The sequence below is a fragment of the Sandarakinorhabdus sp. genome, assembly GCF_040398665.1.
In the GTDB taxonomy this organism is placed as follows: domain Bacteria; phylum Pseudomonadota; class Alphaproteobacteria; order Sphingomonadales; family Sphingomonadaceae; genus Sandarakinorhabdus.
This window is the reverse complement of the sequence record NZ_JBBATQ010000003.1, coordinates 67,737-83,693: the sequence shown is the minus strand read 5'-3', so window position 1 is coordinate 83,693 and position 15,957 is coordinate 67,737. Positions and strand designations below refer to the sequence as shown.

Here is a 15,957-nt window from a genome sequence, read left to right as displayed (position 1 = left end):
AGCCTCATGATGCGCCTCGCCTTGCTGGCTGCCCTGGTCGCCACGCCCGCCCTTGCCCAGCCGGCACAGGTGCAGAATGTGCCGGATTTCGGCGATTTCCTGGTCGTCGATGGCCAGACCGTGTGGATGACCAACCGTGGCCGGGTGGAGCATTGGCGCCGCACCGGCCTGGTCGCAGCGGTGAAGATGGCGCGGCCGTGCGGTGCGATGGCCATCCTCGATGGCGGCGTGTGGGTGGCCGATTGCAGGGACGGCACCATCAACCGCATCGACACCAGAACCGCGACCATCACCCAAACGGTGACGACCGGCATCGCCGACAAATCCGGCGAATTGAATGTCGTGGCCGGCGCCGGATCGATCTGGGTGGCCAGCGCTGCCGACGGCGAAGTCGCCCGCGTCGATCCCAAGACCGGCACGATCATAGCGCGCATCAAGGCCGCCAAGGGCACATCCTATCTGGCCTTCGGCCTGGGCGCGCTGTGGGCGGTGAGCGCCCCGACAAGCACGCTGCAGCGCATCGATCCCGCCAGCAACACCGTGGTGGCCACCACGCCGCTTGGGGCTCAGCCGGGCTTCCTCGCCGCCGGGGAAGGCGCGGTGTGGGTGCAGGAACAGGGCGATGGCACGCTGGCGCGCATCGATCCCGGAAACAACACCGTCAGCGGCCGGGTGAAGGTGGGTGCCAATCTGAAGTATGGCGACATCGATACCGGCGCGGGCAAGGTCTGGCTGCGCACCACCGACGATCAGGAATATGCGGTGATCGATGCGAAATCATTGGCGATCATCGCCCGCGTCGGCAAACCGGTGGGCAGCGGCGCGCTGCGCTTCACGAAACGCGGCGTGTGGACCAGCGCCCATGATGTCAAATCGCTGTCGTGGTGGCCCAAACCGGCGCTGGGCGCTGCGGCAAATTAGACAGGATCGGCAGCGCCGGGCGGTCGCGCCCGCCAGGTGGACGCCGTTACGCGAATTGACGTATGTTGAGCACCGGACAATTCCAACACCCGATGGTGTAAGATCGGGAATGGCGGGGAAACGATGACGGGCGTCCGCGTAGGCAAGAGGGTGATCGGGGCCGAGGCACCGGTGACGATCGGCTGGGAAAATGTGCCCCGCGTCGAAGGCGGCCCGTTCAAGCGACTGTTCTTCAGCTGGTTTCAGCCGGCGGTGTTGTTCGGTCTGCTGGCCTTCTGGTATTATGCCCCCAACGATATTGCCAAGGCATCGGTTGCCTTCGGCATCGGGCTGGGCTTTCGCATCCTGCTGTTTGCCCTCGAATGGTTTTTTCCGCGCCACGACAGCTGGCAGATGACCTGGAAGGAAGTGGCGGTCGATCTGTTCTACGTCGGCCTGGGCGCCACCATCCTGGGCGTGGTCGATGGCTTCATCGGTGATGAGGCCATGCTCGGCGTGGTGCAGGATGCCTTTGATTGGGACAAGTTCGCCTGGTTCATCGCTTTGCCGCTGCTGCTGCAGGCCTTCTTGATCACCTTCATTTTCGATTTCGGCCAATATTGGATGCATCGCGCGATGCACCACTGGCATCCCTTGTGGCTGACCCACTCGGTCCATCATTACATCACCCAGTTCAACCTCAACAAGGGCGCGGTCGGCAACCCGATCGAGCTGTTCCTGATCGGTCTGGGCATCGGCGGGCTGTTCGATTTCCTGCCGCGGGCCTTCCTGCTGGCCGGTGCGCTGCGTCTGGCCATCGGGGTCTACATGCACCTCAATGTCCGCTTCAACACGCCGATGTGGTGGCGCTTCCTGTTCAACACCACCGAACACCACAGCGTGCACCACAGCCAGGATTTCGAAGCGACGCGCAGCAACTATGCCGGCATGTATATCTTCATCGATCGCATCTTCGGCACCTGCGTGGATGGCGAAGCCGAAGTGCTCGGCCTGGAAGGCGGCCGCCGCATGTCGATCCGCGAGCAGATGCTGCATCCCTTCACCGAAACCTGGAAGAGCCTCAGGAAACGGCTCAACCCATCGGTTGCGGTGGCCGCCGAGTGACCGGCACCGCACCTCTGCCGCCATCCGCCCTGCCGTCCCGTCCGCAAACACAGTTGCATCTGCCAGCGGATGACGCCAGCATCCTGCAACGCGCCTTCGGCTGGATCTGGCGCGTGGGTGGCACGCTTGATCTGCCGCCCGGCCAGTCGACCGGCGAAGCCCTCGACCGGCTCGCCCCACTGCTCGGCACGCCGGGCACCCATCACGAACGCACCGGCGACGCGCTGGTGTTCATCAAGCGGGACGCAGCCGCGCAAGACAGGTTGGCCGTGTTCGATTCCGGCGTGCTGCGCATCGTTCAGGATGCGGATCAACCGGTTCTGCGCTTTGATCTGGTCAGCCGCAGCCTGCTCGCCTGCTTTGTGGCGCCCTTGCTGTTCCTCGGCTTTGCGCAGGTGATGCTTTATACGGAAAAGCGCGAACGGGCTGAGGCCGCAGCAGAGGAGAAGGCCGAAAAGGCCAAGGAGGCCAAGGACGCCAAGACGGGAAACGCCAAGGCCGTTGAGACCAAGAAGCCCGCGAAGAAGGAACTGGTGCTCAATCCGATCGATGCGGCGCTGGGCGCGCCGGCGCCGAAAACCCGCAAGCAGATGGCCGCCGACAAGGCCGAAAAGGACAAGGAACCGCCCTCGGCCAAGCCGGCCTATGTGTTTGTCGGCATCTTTGCAGCGCTCTATCTGATCGGCCGCATCCTCGAAGCCTGGCTGGCGAAGAAGCTGTTCCGCAAGGCGTTGTTCGGCGAATAAGGCGTTTGCCAACAACGCGCTGGCCTTTGCCGGCAAGCCGCGCCATGCTTGGCCTCGGGAGGATTATCACGATGCTGCTATGGTCTGCGCCGGATCCGGCGCCCAATCCGCGCCGCGTGCGGCTGTTCCTCGCCGCCAAGGGCCTCACCATCCCCGAACGGATGGTCAGCCTGATGGCGCGCGAGCACAAATCCGACGAGGTGCTGGCCCTGAACCCGCGCGGCCAGGTGCCGTTCCTGGAACTGGATGATGGCCGCGTCCTCGCCGAAACCATCAGCATCTGCCGCTATCTCGACGAACTGCACCCCGAACCGCCCTTGCTGGGCAGCACAGCGTTCGAGCGCGCCGAAACCGACATGTGGATCCGCCGCGTCGAAACGGCGCTGGGCACGCCGGTCAGCCTGTTCTGGCAGCACGGCCACCCCTATACCGCGCGCATCGTCAACCAGATCCCGGCCATGGGCGAAGCTGCCAAGCCGCAAGCGCTGGCTATGATGGGCTGGTTCGATACGCAACTGGCGGATCGGCCATGGCTGGTGGGCGATCGCTTCACCCTGGCCGACATCACCCTGCTGACGCTGGTGGATTTCGCCGGCTGGATCGGCCTCGCCATGCCCGACGAGGCTGCAAGCTTGCGCGATTGGCACCAGCGCTGCACGGCACGGCTGCGCGCTTAGAGGCGATTGCACCCGGAACGAGGCCTCTTTGCTCCCGCCCTTCAAGGGAGGGCGAGAGACGAGCCGCAGGCGAGGCCCGGGGTGGGGGTCCACCCTTCGGTTACAACAAGCGACCACCCCCACCCCGCTCGGCTGGCGCCGAGTCGCCTTCCCCTCAAGGGGGAGGGAGCTGGGCGCAAGCCTAGAAAAACAGCTTGCGCAGCGAGAGCGACACGGTGCGGCCGAGCGGATCAAGCTGGTCGCGCTGGAAGCCCAGCGGTTCTGCGCCCAGCCGGTTGCGCACATTGATGCGATCGTTCAGCAGATTGTCGAAATTCAGGCTGATGCGGCTGCCGCGCAGGAACGGGATCTTCGTCACGATCTCCGGTCGCTGGCCCAGATCGACGAACATCCGCAGATTGGCCGTGGTGCGGCCCGAAAAATACAGATCGTCCGGTGATTGGGTGGCGCCAGTGGGATCGACCAGCACCGATGTGGCCGACTGCCAGTTCACCGAAAGCCGCGCGCCCAGCCCGCGCCGGCCGGCGCCCAGCCGCATTTCCACCTGATGGCGCGGCGCGCCGCCCGACGACCCCACCGCCGAACCATTCAGCAGATCGAGCACCGGCACGCCGGGGCGAATGCCGATCTCGTTGCGGAAGGTGACGGTGTGGAACAAGGCCAGTTGCAGGCGGCCATCAAGGAAGCCGCGCGGCGGGCCACCGCCGCCGCCAAAGCCGCGACCACCGCCACCGCCCGGTTGCCCGGCGCGGGGCGGGCCACCCGTCGGCGGCGCAGCAGGCGCAGTTCCCGGCACGGCAGGCGCGGCTGCGGGCGCTCCAGCCGCCGCTGGCGCACCCGGCGGGCGCTGCCCCGGCGTGAAGCCGAAGGGATTGCGGGCCAGCGCGCGGATTTCAGGCGGCAACGGCTGGCCGGCACGGATGGCCTCGGCGGCCTTGGCGCGGGTTTCGGCGATGCGCTTGTCCGCGGCGGCGCGCTCGGCAGGGCTGGGCTTCAGCGCCTGGGTCAACGTGAAGCCCCAGCGCAGTTCGGTACGCTGCGAATAGGCGAAGTTCACCGGCCGGTTGTCGATCTGCAGCAAACGCCCACCGGGGTCGCGCGTGAAGCGGTTCGGGAACGCTGCTTCCAGTTCGGCAGTGGCGGTGGGGAAGGCTGCGATCGGATCATCGATGCGCGTGTCGATGAAATTGGCGTTGAACACCAGGTCGGTGGCTTCCCACGGCTTCAGGTTCAGGCCCAGTTTCCACACCCGGCGCGTGTCGTTGCGCAGGGCGGCATTGCCGCCATCCAGCCGGCTGATGTCCACGGTTTCGCCGCGCAGAAAATCGAACACCCGCACGTTGGGCGTGATGATGGTGGGATCACCCAATTGGCCGATGGTCGGCGGCCCCTGTTCGCGGGTGAAGCTGGCGATCACCGCCCAGCCGCTCTTCGGCTCCCAGTTCATGCCGGCGCCCCAGGTGATCAGCGTGCCGAAATCCGACAAGCTGTCGAGCGCGATATTGCCGTTGAGCGTCAACTTGCCGAGCGCGGACAGCACGTTGTCACGCGCCGACGCGATCGGCAGATCGACATTGGCCTGAAAATTGCCCTGGGTGCGCGCCAGATCGGCATTGCTGGCCAGGCCCGCGCGCAGCGATCGCGTATCGAGCGCCAGATGCTGCACCTGCCCCTTCAACGACACGCCGACATCGCCCGCCGGCACGCCGAAGGCGCGGCCGTTCAACAGCAGATCAACGCTGGCATTGTTGCTGATGCTGCTCGCCGTGTCGGTGAGCAGCGCGCCGGCCAGCACAGATTCGCCAAAGGGCGACAGGCTGGCACTGCCGGCCAAAATCTGTGCCTGCGCGGCGCTGGTATCGATGCCGCGATCGATGCGGCTGCGGCTTTCGGCATGGTTCCAGTTGCCGGTGATGTTCCAGCGCCATTTGCCGATATTGCCATCGAACACCGTGCCCAGCCGGGTCGACCAATTTTCGCCTTCGCGGCGCAGCGGATCGGGGGCCTGGGTGTTGACCAGCACGGCCTGGCTGAACGGCGAAAACGGATTGCCGGCCGGCACGGTCAGGCTGGACGACGGCAGGCCGGCCAGGCTTTGCGTCACGGTGCGTTCAACGCCGCCAGTCAGCGTGGCATTGGCCGCGCCCAGCGATCCGGACACGGTGCCGTTCAGGCTGGTGGTGCGCGTATCGGGCAGCAGGGTGCGGAACGGCCGCAGATCGGTGCTGTTCACTGGCGCCGCACCGAATTGCGCAATTGTCGGCCGGGCAACGCCGGCCGGCACGCCCAGCACGCTGCGGCCGGGCAGCGCCGCATCGACCGTGGCGCCGGGCAGGATCGCACTCACGTTGCCGCCGATGGCAAACGGCCGGCTGGATGCCGGGGTGGTGATGCGGCGTTCGGCTTCCGTCACCATCGTATCGATCTGCACTTCGCCTTCGATGCTGGTGCGGGTGCCGTTGTTCAGCTTGAGCAGATTGACTTCAAGCTCGGTCGAAAAACGCCCGCCGTCGGTCGGCCCGCCGATGTCGAGCTCGCCGGTCCATGCCGAAAAGCGCGGGCGCAGCACGAAGTTGATCACCCGCTGATCAGCGCGGAAGCCATATTTCAGGCTGACTTCCTCGGGCAGCACATCGACGCGCAGGATGGCTTCGGGCGGGATGTTGCGGATTTCGGCAAAGCCCGACACGCGCTTGCCATTGATCAGCACCGCCGGCGGCCCGCCGCCACGGCCGCGGCCGGATCGGGTCTGCGGCGCCAGTTCGCCCAGCAGTTCGGTGATCGATCCGGCACCAATGGCGCGCAGCTCCTGGGCGCCAAAGCTGACCTCCGGCTTGATGTCGCCCACCACCTGACCGGGCAGGCGCGCGGTGGACACTATGATCTGCTCGTCATCCTCCGGCACGGCCTGCGCCACCTGCGTCGGCGCGGTTTGGGCAGAGGCAAGCGCCGCTGGCGCAGTCGCCAACAACAGGGCGAAACGGGAAAGGACATCGGTCAAGCGGGCGGTTCCTGTGCTGGGCCAAGGACAGGCCCGAAATCTGGTGGCCGGAGCCCGTAACCGCTCAAGCAGCTTTGGCAAACCCGTGCGGCAATGACTACGGCCGGGGCGCGTCGATCCCCCGCGCCAGCACAAGCGCGTGATCGGCCAATTTCTTCACCACCAGATCGGCCACCGGCAGGCCGCGGGCGATATGATCCTGCCAGTTGGGCCGGTTGATGCCGGCCCACACATTGAGGGCAAAGGCCCGCGCTTCTTCCTCGCTCATGTGGCGGAAGCGCGCGTAAAAGCTGGTGGGATCATCGGCAGCCGCCTGCCACAGCGCCATGAACCGCGCGAGGAACCAGGCGATGATGTCGGCCTCCTCCGCGTCGATATAGACCAGCAGATCGACCGGCGGACGCTGGCCGTCGGCACCCGGCGCCAGGCCCAGCCCTTCGACCAGCACGATATCAGCACCGCCGATGGTGCGAGCAGCGGCCGGATCGACATCATAGCTGGCGTGGCTATAGGCCGGCACAGTTACCGGGCCGGTTTTCAGGCCGGCAATCGCCGCCGCCAGCGCCGGCGCGTCATAGCTTTCGGGAAAGCCCTTGCGCATCATCAGGCCCTGCGCCTCCAGCACGACATTGGGCTTCAGGAAGCCATCGGTGGAGACAATGTCCACGCCCGGCCCCAAGGCGTCGGCAATCTGTCGGGCCAATGTCGTCTTGCCCACGGCCACCGATCCGGTGACGCCCACCACCAAGGTTTCGCCCAGCCGCCGCCGCGCCGCAATGCGCAGCGCAAGATCGGCGGGGGTGATCGGTGTCATGCCGTCAACTGTGGCGGGAGAAGCCGCGGGCGGCAAGTGCACAGGAGCAAGAGGCAGCAGCGATTCCGATCAACGCTCCGCCTTGTGGAGCGCCGCTTCCAGCGTGTGCCGAACGAAACGCTGATACGACATGCCGAGCACGGCCGCCTGGGCCTTGACGGCGGCGAGCAGCGGTTCGGGAAACCGCATGTTGACCTGAGCGGTTTTGGGCGCGAATTCAAAGCTGTGCGGCACCATGGCGGACAGGTCGTAGGCGGTCAGATCCGCCGTTTCGACAAAGGCTTCGGCTTCGGCATCACTGGCCAGCGCGGGCAATGGCTTGCTCATAATGGGCGATTTCCTTTGCATGCATGTACCGGGCACTGATCGGGCGGATCAGCCGATCATGCCCCCCTTTGGCGCATGGTGAACGCCACGAACACATGTCGGCCCGAACCACCGATGCCGATTGCCAGCAGCCTGGTTTCGCCCGTGGAATGGGCAGGATCGGGGAACACATGGTGCCGGTGGCGAAACACCGCTTCAATCTCATCGACTGAAACGCCATGTTTCAGGCACTTGTCCCGATTGCCCGGATCCCAGTCAAAACCGCCAACACCCAGCATCGGCAACGCGTTATCACACCTTGTCTATACAAACGTCAATACGGGTCACACCAGCCGGCTCTGCGCCATCGCCGCCTTGATGAAGCCGGCGAACAGCGGATGTGGATCGAAGGGCTTGGATTTCAGTTCCGGGTGGAACTGCACGCCGATGAACCAGGGATGGTCCGGCCGTTCGACCACTTCGGGCAACAGGCCGTCGGGCGACATGCCGGAAAAGATCAGGCCGGCAGCTTCCAGTTGCGGGCGATAGGCGACGTTCACCTCATAACGGTGGCGGTGGCGCTCGGCGATGTCGGTCGCGCCATAGACGCTGGCGACCACGCTGTTGTGCGCCAAGGTGGCCGGATAGGCGCCCAGGCGCATGGTGCCGCCCAGATCGCCGCCTTCGGCGCGCGTCTGCAGGCCGGCCGCGCTCATCCATTCGGTGATCAGGCCCACAATGGGCGCGTCGGTCGGCCCGAATTCGGTGGTCGATGCGGCATCGATGCCGGCTTCGTTGCGCGCCGCTTCGATGCAGGCCATCTGCATGCCGAGGCAGATGCCGAAAAACGGCACGCCGCGTTCACGGGCAAAGCGCACGCTGGCGATCTTGCCCTCGCTGCCGCGCTCGCCAAAGCCGCCCGGCACCAATATGCCGTGCATCGGCTCCAGCCGCGCCGCGACATCCTCGGTCTCGAACTCTTCGGCATCCAGCCACTTGATGTTGACCTTCACGCGGTTGGCCAGTCCGCCGTGCACCAGCGCTTCGGTCAGCGATTTATAGGCGTCTTTCATGCCGGTATATTTGCCGACCACGCCGATGGTGACTTCGCCTTCCGGGCTCTGGATACGCGCCGAAATATCCTGCCAGCGGGTCAGAACGGGGGGCGGCGCATCATGCACGCCAAAGGCCCGCAGCACTTCATCGTCCAGCCCTTCGGCATGATATTGCAGCGGCACTTCATAGATGGACGCGGCATCGAGCGCGGAGATCACCGCTTCCTTGCGGACATTGCAGAACAGCGCGATCTTGGCGCGATCGCTTTCGGGCAGTGGATATTCGGATCGGCACACCAGCACGTCGGGCTGGATGCCGATGCCGCGCAATTCGGCCACGCTGTGCTGGGTGGGCTTGGTTTTCAGCTCTCCAGCGGCAGCGATGAACGGCACCAGCGTGACGTGGATATAGCAGACATTGCTGCGCCCATGATCGGCCGACATCTGGCGGATTGCTTCCAGGAACGGCAGGCCTTCGATATCGCCGACGGTGCCGCCGATTTCGCAGATCATGAAATCCAGATCATCGGTCTTCGCGCCGGCAAATTCCTTGATGGCATCGGTCACATGCGGGATCACCTGCACGGTGCCGCCCAGAAATTCGCCGCGGCGTTCGCGGGCGATGATGTCCTGATAGATGCGGCCCGAGGTGATATTGTCGGTCTTCAGCGATGGGACGCCGGTGAAGCGTTCATAATGGCCAAGATCGAGATCGGTTTCCGCACCATCGTCGGTCACGAACACTTCGCCGTGCTGATAGGGGCTCATCGTGCCGGGATCGACATTCAGATAGGGATCGAATTTCCGAATGCGCACCCGGAATCCGCGCGCCTGCAGCAGCGCTGCCAAGGAAGCGCCCATAAGGCCTTTACCGAGCGAGGAGACCACGCCGCCGGTGATGAAAATATACCGCGTCATGGGAGAGAAGCGTTAAGCCGATTCACAGGGTGAGCGCCAGCCCCCGCGTTGACCATAGCCGATATTGCCTGTGGATGAGTTGCACCTACCAACCCCACAGCAGGCGCAGCGCCGCGCCCTGATCCGGCGCTGATGCCGCAATATGGCCCGGATGGTCGCGGTGGAACAGGCTGAACTGCACCTGGCCGCCGCCGGGCAGCACCCGGGCATAGAGGGCTTCCAGCGCGGTCTCGCGTTGCGTTGGCCCCAGTTGCACCGGGCCACGGCCGCCGGCCAGCCACAGCGGCCCCGCCAGCGCCAGCGGGCGCACGACCGCCAGGCTGAGCACATCGCCGGCCCGGCCTGCGCGGCTGAGCGACAGGCTGGCGGCATCACCGGCCAGCGTGCCGGCCGCCGCGATCAGGCCGGGATTGAGCGCCAGCCGGCTGCGCGCGCGGCGCCAATCGCCTGCCAGCGCCCAGCGCCCCACCGCCAGCCGCGCCGCCACGCCAAGGCTGAGCGTGCTGCCGCCGGCCAGGCCGAAGCCGCCCGACAACCGCGTGCCGGCCAGGCTGCCGGTTTCATCATCCATCCGCAGCAGGCCGGCCAGTTCCAGGCCGGGCCAGCGCCGCGACAGCCGCAGCAGCGCGGTGGACTGGCGCGCTGCCGATTCGCCGCGCGTCATCGGCAGCACCGCCTGCCCGAAACCAGCCGCAAGGGTGAAGGCGCCGATCGGCTGCGCCAGCGCGGCCGCGCCCAGCGGGCGGCTGCCGATGGGCAGCGCCGCGTCGGCGGTGATCAGATCGGGCGACGCGGCACTGCTGTCGGCCAGTTGCATCAGGCTGGTCGCTGCCTCGCCATGGCCGGCGGCAATCACCTGGCCCGTGTTCAGCGCAAGCCGCACATGCCCGGCCGGGCTGGCTTGCGGCGCGGCGCCCGGCGCCAGTGCCGCCATGGTGGCACGATCACCAAGCCACAGGTTGCGGGGATCGCCGTTCAGCCGGAACGCCGCCACAGTGCCGCCCTCCTGCGTGACGGCGCTCAGCGCTGCTTGCGCAAACAGCCGTGCCGCCAGACGGCCGGGGGCGGCATTGGCCAGCCCCTGCCCCAGATCGACCGTGAACGGCCGCGCATAGCCATCACGCGCCGGCACCATCGCCAGCGCGCTGCGCAGCGCGCCGCCATCGCCCAGGGGGCCGCCCAGGATGCCGCCCAGCGTGACCGGCGTGCCGCTGGCCGAGGTCAGCCCGGCCACGGGCGCAAAGGCGCGGGCCAGGTTCAATCGGCCCTGGCCATAGATGGCATCGGGCCCCGGCGCGCCCAGATCATCGGCGGTGCGCAGCAGGATCTCGACAATCTGCGCGCCGGTCAGAGCCGGGAAGGCCTGCGCCAGCAACGCCACCGAACCACTCACCACCGGCGCTGCGATCGACGTGCCGCTGTACAGAAACGCCGTGCCATCCTGATTGAAGCTGCGCACCGACACGCCGGGTGCCACCAGATAATTGCTGATCAACACCCCGGCGCGATTGGAAAAATCGGCGATCTCGCCGGCCTCGGTGATGGCGCCCACCACCAGCGTGGTGGTTTGGCCCACGGCGGTCAATTGGTTGGCAAACCCTTCCGGCGTGGGCAGGCTTTCGTTGCCGGCCGACAGCACCAGCACGATGCCGGCACTGCTGACCCGCCCGGCCGCCGCGCGCAGCCCCGAGGTGGTGGTGGTGCCGCCCAAGGACACGTTGACCACCCGCGCACCGCCAGCGATCGCGGCATCCAGCCCGGCGGCAATGGCCGAACTGGCGTAGGTGCAGCCTTCATCGTTGCAACTGCCCGGCGTGTCGGCGCGCAGGGCCAGCAGCGTTGCCAGCGGGGCGATCCCATGGATGCCGCTGCCGTTGCGCGCCGCGACAGCAGCGCCGGCCACCGATGTGCCATGGCCGCGTTCATCGGACAGCACCCGGCTGGACGCCACATCGCGGCTGGCGGCCGAAATGCGGTCGGCAAACTCGCCGAGCGCCGGGTTCACGCCCGAATCGATCACCGCCAGCGTCACGCCCTGCCCCGAAGCGCCGCGATCATAGGCGGCAAGCGCCTGCACACCCACTGCGCCGTTGGAACGGCGATATTCGGCGGTGTTGAAGCTGCTGGTGGTCGGTGGGGGTGTGGGGGTCGGGGTGGGGGTGGGCGCCGGTGTCACCACGGGTGGTGCCGGAATCGTCGGGGCACTGCCGCCGCCGCTGCAGCCTGCAAGCAGCAAGGCCAGCGCACTGGCCTCGCCCATTCCTGTTCCGAAACGCCGACCCGCCATGGCCGCAGCATGCGTCAGCCGAACGACGCTGGCAATTGCCGGCACAGGCATTTGGATGGCGCAGGCCAACAGAGGCTTTGATCGCTGCCGGTTGCGGTCTATGCTTTGTTACGGTCTGGTTCGTACATACCGACACGCCGAGGGGGAGGATCAGGATGCGGGCCAGATTGTTGATGGCAGCGGGGATCGCATTGGGGCTGGTGGCACACGCGCCGTTGCGGGCGCAGGCAGCCCCGCCACCGCCGCCGGTGGAGATCAAGGACCTGCCGATCCTGGGCCTGGCCCAGGTAAGCGTCACGGTGAGCGATCTTGCCAAGGCGCGGGCCTTCTATGGGGATGTGCTGGGCTTTGCCGAGGCCTTCACCTTGAAGGACAAGGCCGGCGCGATCCGTTCGGTCTATTTCAAGGTCAACGACGATCAATATATCGAGCTGCTGCCGGTGGCCAAGGTGGAGCTGATCCGTCAGGCGCGGCTGGTGGTGCAGGCGTCTGACGTGCGCAAGCTGCGCGATATCTATGTGGGACAAGGGTTGGTGCCCGGCGCGATCACGACCGGCGCCGATGGCAATCCGATGTTCCGGATCGTGGCGCCGAACGGCACACCGCTGGATTTCATGGAATATGCCAAAGGCTCACGGCAGAGCCGGCTCATGGGCAAGCTGCTCGGCACAAACCGCGTCTCGACGCGCCTGCTGCACGCCGGCACCATGGTGCGCGACGAGCCGACCAAGGCGTTTTTCCGCAGCTTGGGCTGGGGACGTCTGCTGCCCGGCCCGCGCGGTGATTATATCGAAACCCCGGCAAGCGACCGCAATCTGGAAACCAAGAATCCGCCGCTCGACCCGGAGAACCCGGCGACGCAGCCGCAATATACCCGCGAAGTGTACGGCGCGGTCTATCATTTCGCGCTGGAAATCGATGACATGCATGCCGCGCGCGAAACGCTGAAACGGCGCGGCGGGTTTGACGACATGCGGCTGCGCACCGCGGTGGGCAACAATCGCCACTGGCTGATCCACCTGTTCGATGGCGATGGATCGCGGGTGGAACTGATGAGCCGCGACACGGTGCCGGCCGACATCCCGGCCTTTTCCGTTATGCCGCCGGGGCCACCGGCGCCGCCGATCCTCGCCACCACCCGCGGAGTCTATCCATGGCCATGAGCCGCATCCTGCTTGCCTTTGGTGCCCTGGCCAGCGCAGCCGCTGCCCAGCCGGCGCCCGACCCGGCCCCAGCCACGGCCAGGGCGCGCCCGCCACGTTATGTGGAGCCGGCCGCCTATGATTTTGCAGCACATGAGGGCTGGCAGCCGATGTTCGACGGCCGCACGCTGGCCGGCTGGGAAGGCCAGATGGACGCCTGGCGCGTGAGCGATGGTGCGATCGTGTCGGCCAGCGACGGCAGCAGCAACGCGCCGGTCTATCTGTTCTGGAAGGGCACGTTGGCCGATTTCGAGTTCAAGACCGAAATCAAGCTGGAAGGCGAGAAGGCCAACAGCGGCGTCCAGTTCCGCGCGCAAATGCTGGGCAAGACCGAAAAGCCGAATTCGGAATGGGAAAGCTTTGGCTACCAGGCGGATTTCGATTTTGCCAACAGCCAGACCGGTGCGCTGATCGAATGCTGCGCCGGCCCGCGCCGCGGCCCCAGCCCGCGCCAATATCGCGCCGGCATGGGGCTGGCGCTGCACGTCGCCGGCAGCGCGGCCGGCGGGACGATCATGGGGGCGATTGCGACCCGCGCCGAACTGGAACGCAGCATCAAGGTCGGGGACTGGAACCAGCTCCACATCGTCGCGCGCGGCCACACCATGCTCTATTATCTCAACGGCCGGCTGATGTCGGTGGTGACCGATGATGATCCGCAGCGCTTCATGGCCAGCGGCCGGCTCGCCATCCAGTTGGAAGGCAGTGGTGCGCGCAAGGTTTCGTATCGGGGCCTGTGGTTGAAGGTTCGGCCCTAGAATGGATTGCTCTTGAGCTGAGGCGTTCAACTCCCTCCCCCTTGCGGGGAGGGCGAGAGACGAGCCGAAGGCGAGGCCCGGGGTGGGGGTTCCTCATAAGGCCACATGCGGGCACCCCCACCCCGCTCGGCTGGCGCCGAGTCGCCCTCCCCGCAAGGGGGAGGGAGTTGAGTTTGAGGGTCAGTCGGCCGGATCAGGCAAGCGCTCGGCGCGGTTGACCACGAACACATAGGACAACACGCCCAGCATCGCCATCGCGCCGACATAGGCGAGGCCCAGATAGAAGGAGCCGGTCTGCCCCACCGTCACCCCGATGACGATCGGGGTGATGATGCCGGCCAGATTGGTGCACAGGTTGAACAGGCCACCTGTCAGCCCCGCCAGCTTGGCCGGCGCCAGCTCGGAAATCAGCGTCCAGCCCAGGTTGGACATGCCCTGGCCAAAGAAGGCGATCGACATCACCGCGATCACCGCCGCATCGCTTTCCAGCCAGATTGCCGAGGTGATGACGGTGGAGAGCAGCAGCCCAGTGACCACTGGCAGCTTGCGGGCGAAGGTCAGGCTGCGCCCGGCACGCAGCACGCGATCCGATAACTGCCCGCCGACCAGCACGCCCACCGACGCTGCGATGAACGGCAGCATGGCATATACGCCCGCCTTCATCCAATCCATCTGGCGTTCGGTGGCCAGATAGGTCGGGAACCAGGTGAGGAAGAACACCAAGGTGCTGTTGGTGGCAAATTGGCCGATGGAGGCGCCGATCAGGCTGCGCTGCCGGGCCAGATAGGTCACATCGCTCCAGCGGAAAGCGCGCGGTTCGGCCTTGGCGGTCACGCCGCCATCAGCGCGGATCAACGCCAGTTCGGCCTCGTTCACCCACTTGTGTTCGGATGGATCGCGGTACAGCCGATACCAGACCAGCCCGAACAGGATGCCGATGCCGCCGACAATCCAGAACAGCGACCGCCAGCCCCAATTGGTGGCGATCCAGAACAGCAAGGGACTGCAAAATCCGATCCCGAAATACATGCCCACCGAATAGATGGAGTTGGCCCGCGCGCGTTCGGCGCGCGGGAACCAGGCGATCAGCACCCGGCTGTTCGCCGGGAAACACGGCGCTTCCGCAACGCCCAGCCCCAACCGCACCATGATCAACACGGCGCTGGAACGCACGAAACCCTGCATGACCGTGAAGGCCGACCAGCCAACAAGCGCGACGGCATAGGTGATGCGCGTGCCGAAGCGGTCGAGAAAGACGCCGCCGGGCACCTGGGCGATGGCATAGCTCCAGGAAAAGGCCGCGAACACCACGCCCATCAATTCCGGGCCGATGTCCAGTTCCTTGCTCATCGCCGGCGCGGCGACCCCAAGCAAGGTGCGATCGAGATAGTTCAGCGCGGTGGCAATGGCGATCAGCGCCAGCATGGCATGGCGGGCGCGGGTCGGGCGTTGGGCAGTCACCGTGAATCCCTGCGTTCGAGCGTGTAGGCCACCGCATAAGGCTGCACGATCTGATCGGCGAACCCCGCAGCGGCGATGGCGGCGGCGATGGCCGCAGCGGCGGCTTCCGCTTCGGGCAGGCCGATGGTTTCGGCAAACAGCACCAGATCGAACGGCGCTTCGTGCATCGGCGGCCGCAGCGCGGTTTCCGATGTGGCGCCGCCCGACACGCCGGGACGCGCCCCGGCCAGATGCACGGCGCTGATCAGATCATGCTGTTCCAGCGCGGCGATCACCGGCCCAAGACACGCCACCGCATCGGCTTCGCTCCGCCCGGCCGGCAGGGTGAAGCGCGACGTGACCAGCCCGCCGCCGACCCCGCGGCCGCCGGTATGGAGCACGGTGCAGGCCATGCGCAGGAAGTTGCGGAACGAAGGCGCCACCGCCCGCGTCCAATCGGTCGGGTTGTTCAGGCTGCGCTGATATTCGGGCGAGACAAAGCTGTCCGGCGTCTCGCCTTCATAACAGGTGAAATAGACCTGGCGTTCGAGCCCGCGATTGATGCCGCGGCGCGAGCGCAGGAAGCCGGGATGATCCAGCCGCTCCGGCATATGCTGCCGCGTGTGCCAGCGGTTGTATTCGGCGTCGGCCTCTGCGGCGATGTCGTGCCACATGATGACGAACGCCGTACCCTTGAGCGCCATGCTGGTTCCCGTCTGCTGCAAGGC

Annotated in this window: 14 protein-coding genes; 6 read left to right on the top strand and 8 right to left on the bottom strand. The window is 66.3% G+C overall.

What is annotated here, in order from left to right; all coding sequences use genetic code 11:
* Window positions 1-6 precede the first annotated feature (6 nt).
* The 4 genes from ABWP22_RS05455 to ABWP22_RS05440 all read left to right on the top strand — a co-directional run bounded on the left by ABWP22_RS05455 (window position 7) and on the right by ABWP22_RS05440 (window position 3,448).
* Window positions 7-921 carry a Vgb family protein gene (locus tag ABWP22_RS05455; RefSeq protein WP_353198949.1) on the top strand — a complete coding sequence of 305 codons (915 nt, stop codon included), beginning with the start codon at window positions 7-9 and terminating at the stop codon, window positions 919-921.
* Between the two features lie 123 nt (window positions 922-1,044).
* Window positions 1,045-2,025, top strand: coding sequence for a sterol desaturase family protein (locus ABWP22_RS05450; protein WP_353198948.1), 981 nt, complete (start codon window positions 1,045-1,047; stop codon window positions 2,023-2,025).
* The gene (locus ABWP22_RS05445; RefSeq protein ID WP_353198947.1) at window positions 2,022-2,771 is read left to right on the top strand and encodes a hypothetical protein; all 750 of its coding nucleotides are present in this window, start codon (window positions 2,022-2,024) and stop codon (window positions 2,769-2,771) included. The genes ABWP22_RS05450 and ABWP22_RS05445 overlap by 4 nt, the downstream gene beginning before the upstream one ends.
* A gap of 71 nt (window positions 2,772-2,842) precedes the next feature.
* Window positions 2,843-3,448, top strand: coding sequence for a glutathione S-transferase family protein (locus ABWP22_RS05440; protein ID WP_353198946.1), 606 nt, complete (start codon window positions 2,843-2,845; stop codon window positions 3,446-3,448).
* A gap of 181 nt (window positions 3,449-3,629) precedes the next feature.
* On the opposite strand, the gene ABWP22_RS05435 is transcribed toward ABWP22_RS05440, so the two are convergent.
* From ABWP22_RS05435 to ABWP22_RS05410, 6 genes are all read right to left on the bottom strand, one after another.
* Window positions 3,630-6,449, bottom strand: coding sequence for a TonB-dependent receptor domain-containing protein (locus tag ABWP22_RS05435; RefSeq protein WP_353198945.1), 2,820 nt, complete (start codon window positions 6,447-6,449; stop codon window positions 3,630-3,632).
* Between the two features lie 97 nt (window positions 6,450-6,546).
* Window positions 6,547-7,263, bottom strand: coding sequence for a type I pantothenate kinase (locus ABWP22_RS05430; RefSeq protein ID WP_353198944.1), 717 nt, complete (start codon window positions 7,261-7,263; stop codon window positions 6,547-6,549).
* A gap of 69 nt (window positions 7,264-7,332) precedes the next feature.
* Window positions 7,333-7,590 carry a CopG family antitoxin gene (locus tag ABWP22_RS05425; RefSeq protein WP_353198943.1) on the bottom strand — a complete coding sequence of 86 codons (258 nt, stop codon included), beginning with the start codon at window positions 7,588-7,590 and terminating at the stop codon, window positions 7,333-7,335.
* 56 nt (window positions 7,591-7,646) lie between these two features.
* Window positions 7,647-7,868, bottom strand: a complete 222-nt coding sequence (locus tag ABWP22_RS05420; protein WP_353198942.1) for a BrnT family toxin — start codon at window positions 7,866-7,868, stop codon at window positions 7,647-7,649.
* A gap of 45 nt (window positions 7,869-7,913) precedes the next feature.
* Complete coding sequence (gene pyrG / locus ABWP22_RS05415) at window positions 7,914-9,542, bottom strand: CTP synthase (protein ID WP_353198941.1); 1,629 nt, start codon at window positions 9,540-9,542, stop codon at window positions 7,914-7,916.
* Between the two features lie 85 nt (window positions 9,543-9,627).
* Complete coding sequence (locus ABWP22_RS05410; RefSeq protein WP_353198940.1) at window positions 9,628-11,829, bottom strand: S8 family serine peptidase; 2,202 nt, start codon at window positions 11,827-11,829, stop codon at window positions 9,628-9,630.
* Between the two features lie 155 nt (window positions 11,830-11,984).
* On the opposite strand from ABWP22_RS05410, the gene ABWP22_RS05405 reads away from it, so the two are divergent.
* Both ABWP22_RS05405 and ABWP22_RS05400 read left to right on the top strand, forming a co-directional pair.
* Window positions 11,985-12,992: a VOC family protein gene (locus tag ABWP22_RS05405; RefSeq protein ID WP_353198939.1), complete on the top strand. Its 1,008-nt coding sequence runs from the start codon at window positions 11,985-11,987 to the stop codon at window positions 12,990-12,992.
* The gene (locus ABWP22_RS05400) at window positions 12,983-13,789 is read left to right on the top strand and encodes a 3-keto-disaccharide hydrolase (protein ID WP_353198938.1); all 807 of its coding nucleotides are present in this window, start codon (window positions 12,983-12,985) and stop codon (window positions 13,787-13,789) included. Before ABWP22_RS05405 ends, ABWP22_RS05400 begins: the two co-directional genes overlap by 10 nt.
* Window positions 13,790-13,969: 180 nt before the next feature.
* Here the strand turns inward: ABWP22_RS05400 and ABWP22_RS05395 are convergent, their stop codons facing one another.
* The gene (locus tag ABWP22_RS05395; protein WP_353198937.1) at window positions 13,970-15,250 is read right to left on the bottom strand and encodes an MFS transporter; all 1,281 of its coding nucleotides are present in this window, start codon (window positions 15,248-15,250) and stop codon (window positions 13,970-13,972) included.
* The gene (locus ABWP22_RS05390; protein WP_353198936.1) at window positions 15,247-15,933 is read right to left on the bottom strand and encodes a hypothetical protein; all 687 of its coding nucleotides are present in this window, start codon (window positions 15,931-15,933) and stop codon (window positions 15,247-15,249) included. Before ABWP22_RS05390 ends, ABWP22_RS05395 begins: the two co-directional genes overlap by 4 nt.
* Window positions 15,934-15,957 lie beyond the last annotated feature (24 nt).

Bases quoted from the DNA above. Each gene is read 5' to 3' on its own strand.
- ABWP22_RS05455 (WP_353198949.1), top strand. From the start codon at position 7: ATGATGCGCCTCGCCTTGCTGGCTGCCCTGGTCGCCACGCCCGCCCTT.
- ABWP22_RS05450 (WP_353198948.1), top strand. From the start codon at position 1,045: ATGACGGGCGTCCGCGTAGGCAAGAGGGTGATCGGGGCCGAGGCACCG.
- ABWP22_RS05440 (WP_353198946.1), top strand. From the start codon at position 2,843: ATGCTGCTATGGTCTGCGCCGGATCCGGCGCCCAATCCGCGCCGCGTG.
- ABWP22_RS05430 (WP_353198944.1), bottom strand. From the start codon at position 7,263: ATGACACCGATCACCCCCGCCGATCTTGCGCTGCGCATTGCGGCGCGG.
- ABWP22_RS05425 (WP_353198943.1), bottom strand. From the start codon at position 7,590: ATGAGCAAGCCATTGCCCGCGCTGGCCAGTGATGCCGAAGCCGAAGCC.
- ABWP22_RS05420 (WP_353198942.1), bottom strand. From the start codon at position 7,868: ATGCTGGGTGTTGGCGGTTTTGACTGGGATCCGGGCAATCGGGACAAG.
- pyrG (WP_353198941.1), bottom strand. From the start codon at position 9,542: ATGACGCGGTATATTTTCATCACCGGCGGCGTGGTCTCCTCGCTCGGT.
- ABWP22_RS05410 (WP_353198940.1), bottom strand. From the start codon at position 11,829: ATGGCGGGTCGGCGTTTCGGAACAGGAATGGGCGAGGCCAGTGCGCTG.
- ABWP22_RS05405 (WP_353198939.1), top strand. From the start codon at position 11,985: ATGCGGGCCAGATTGTTGATGGCAGCGGGGATCGCATTGGGGCTGGTG.
- ABWP22_RS05400 (WP_353198938.1), top strand. From the start codon at position 12,983: ATGGCCATGAGCCGCATCCTGCTTGCCTTTGGTGCCCTGGCCAGCGCA.
- ABWP22_RS05390 (WP_353198936.1), bottom strand. From the start codon at position 15,933: ATGGCGCTCAAGGGTACGGCGTTCGTCATCATGTGGCACGACATCGCC.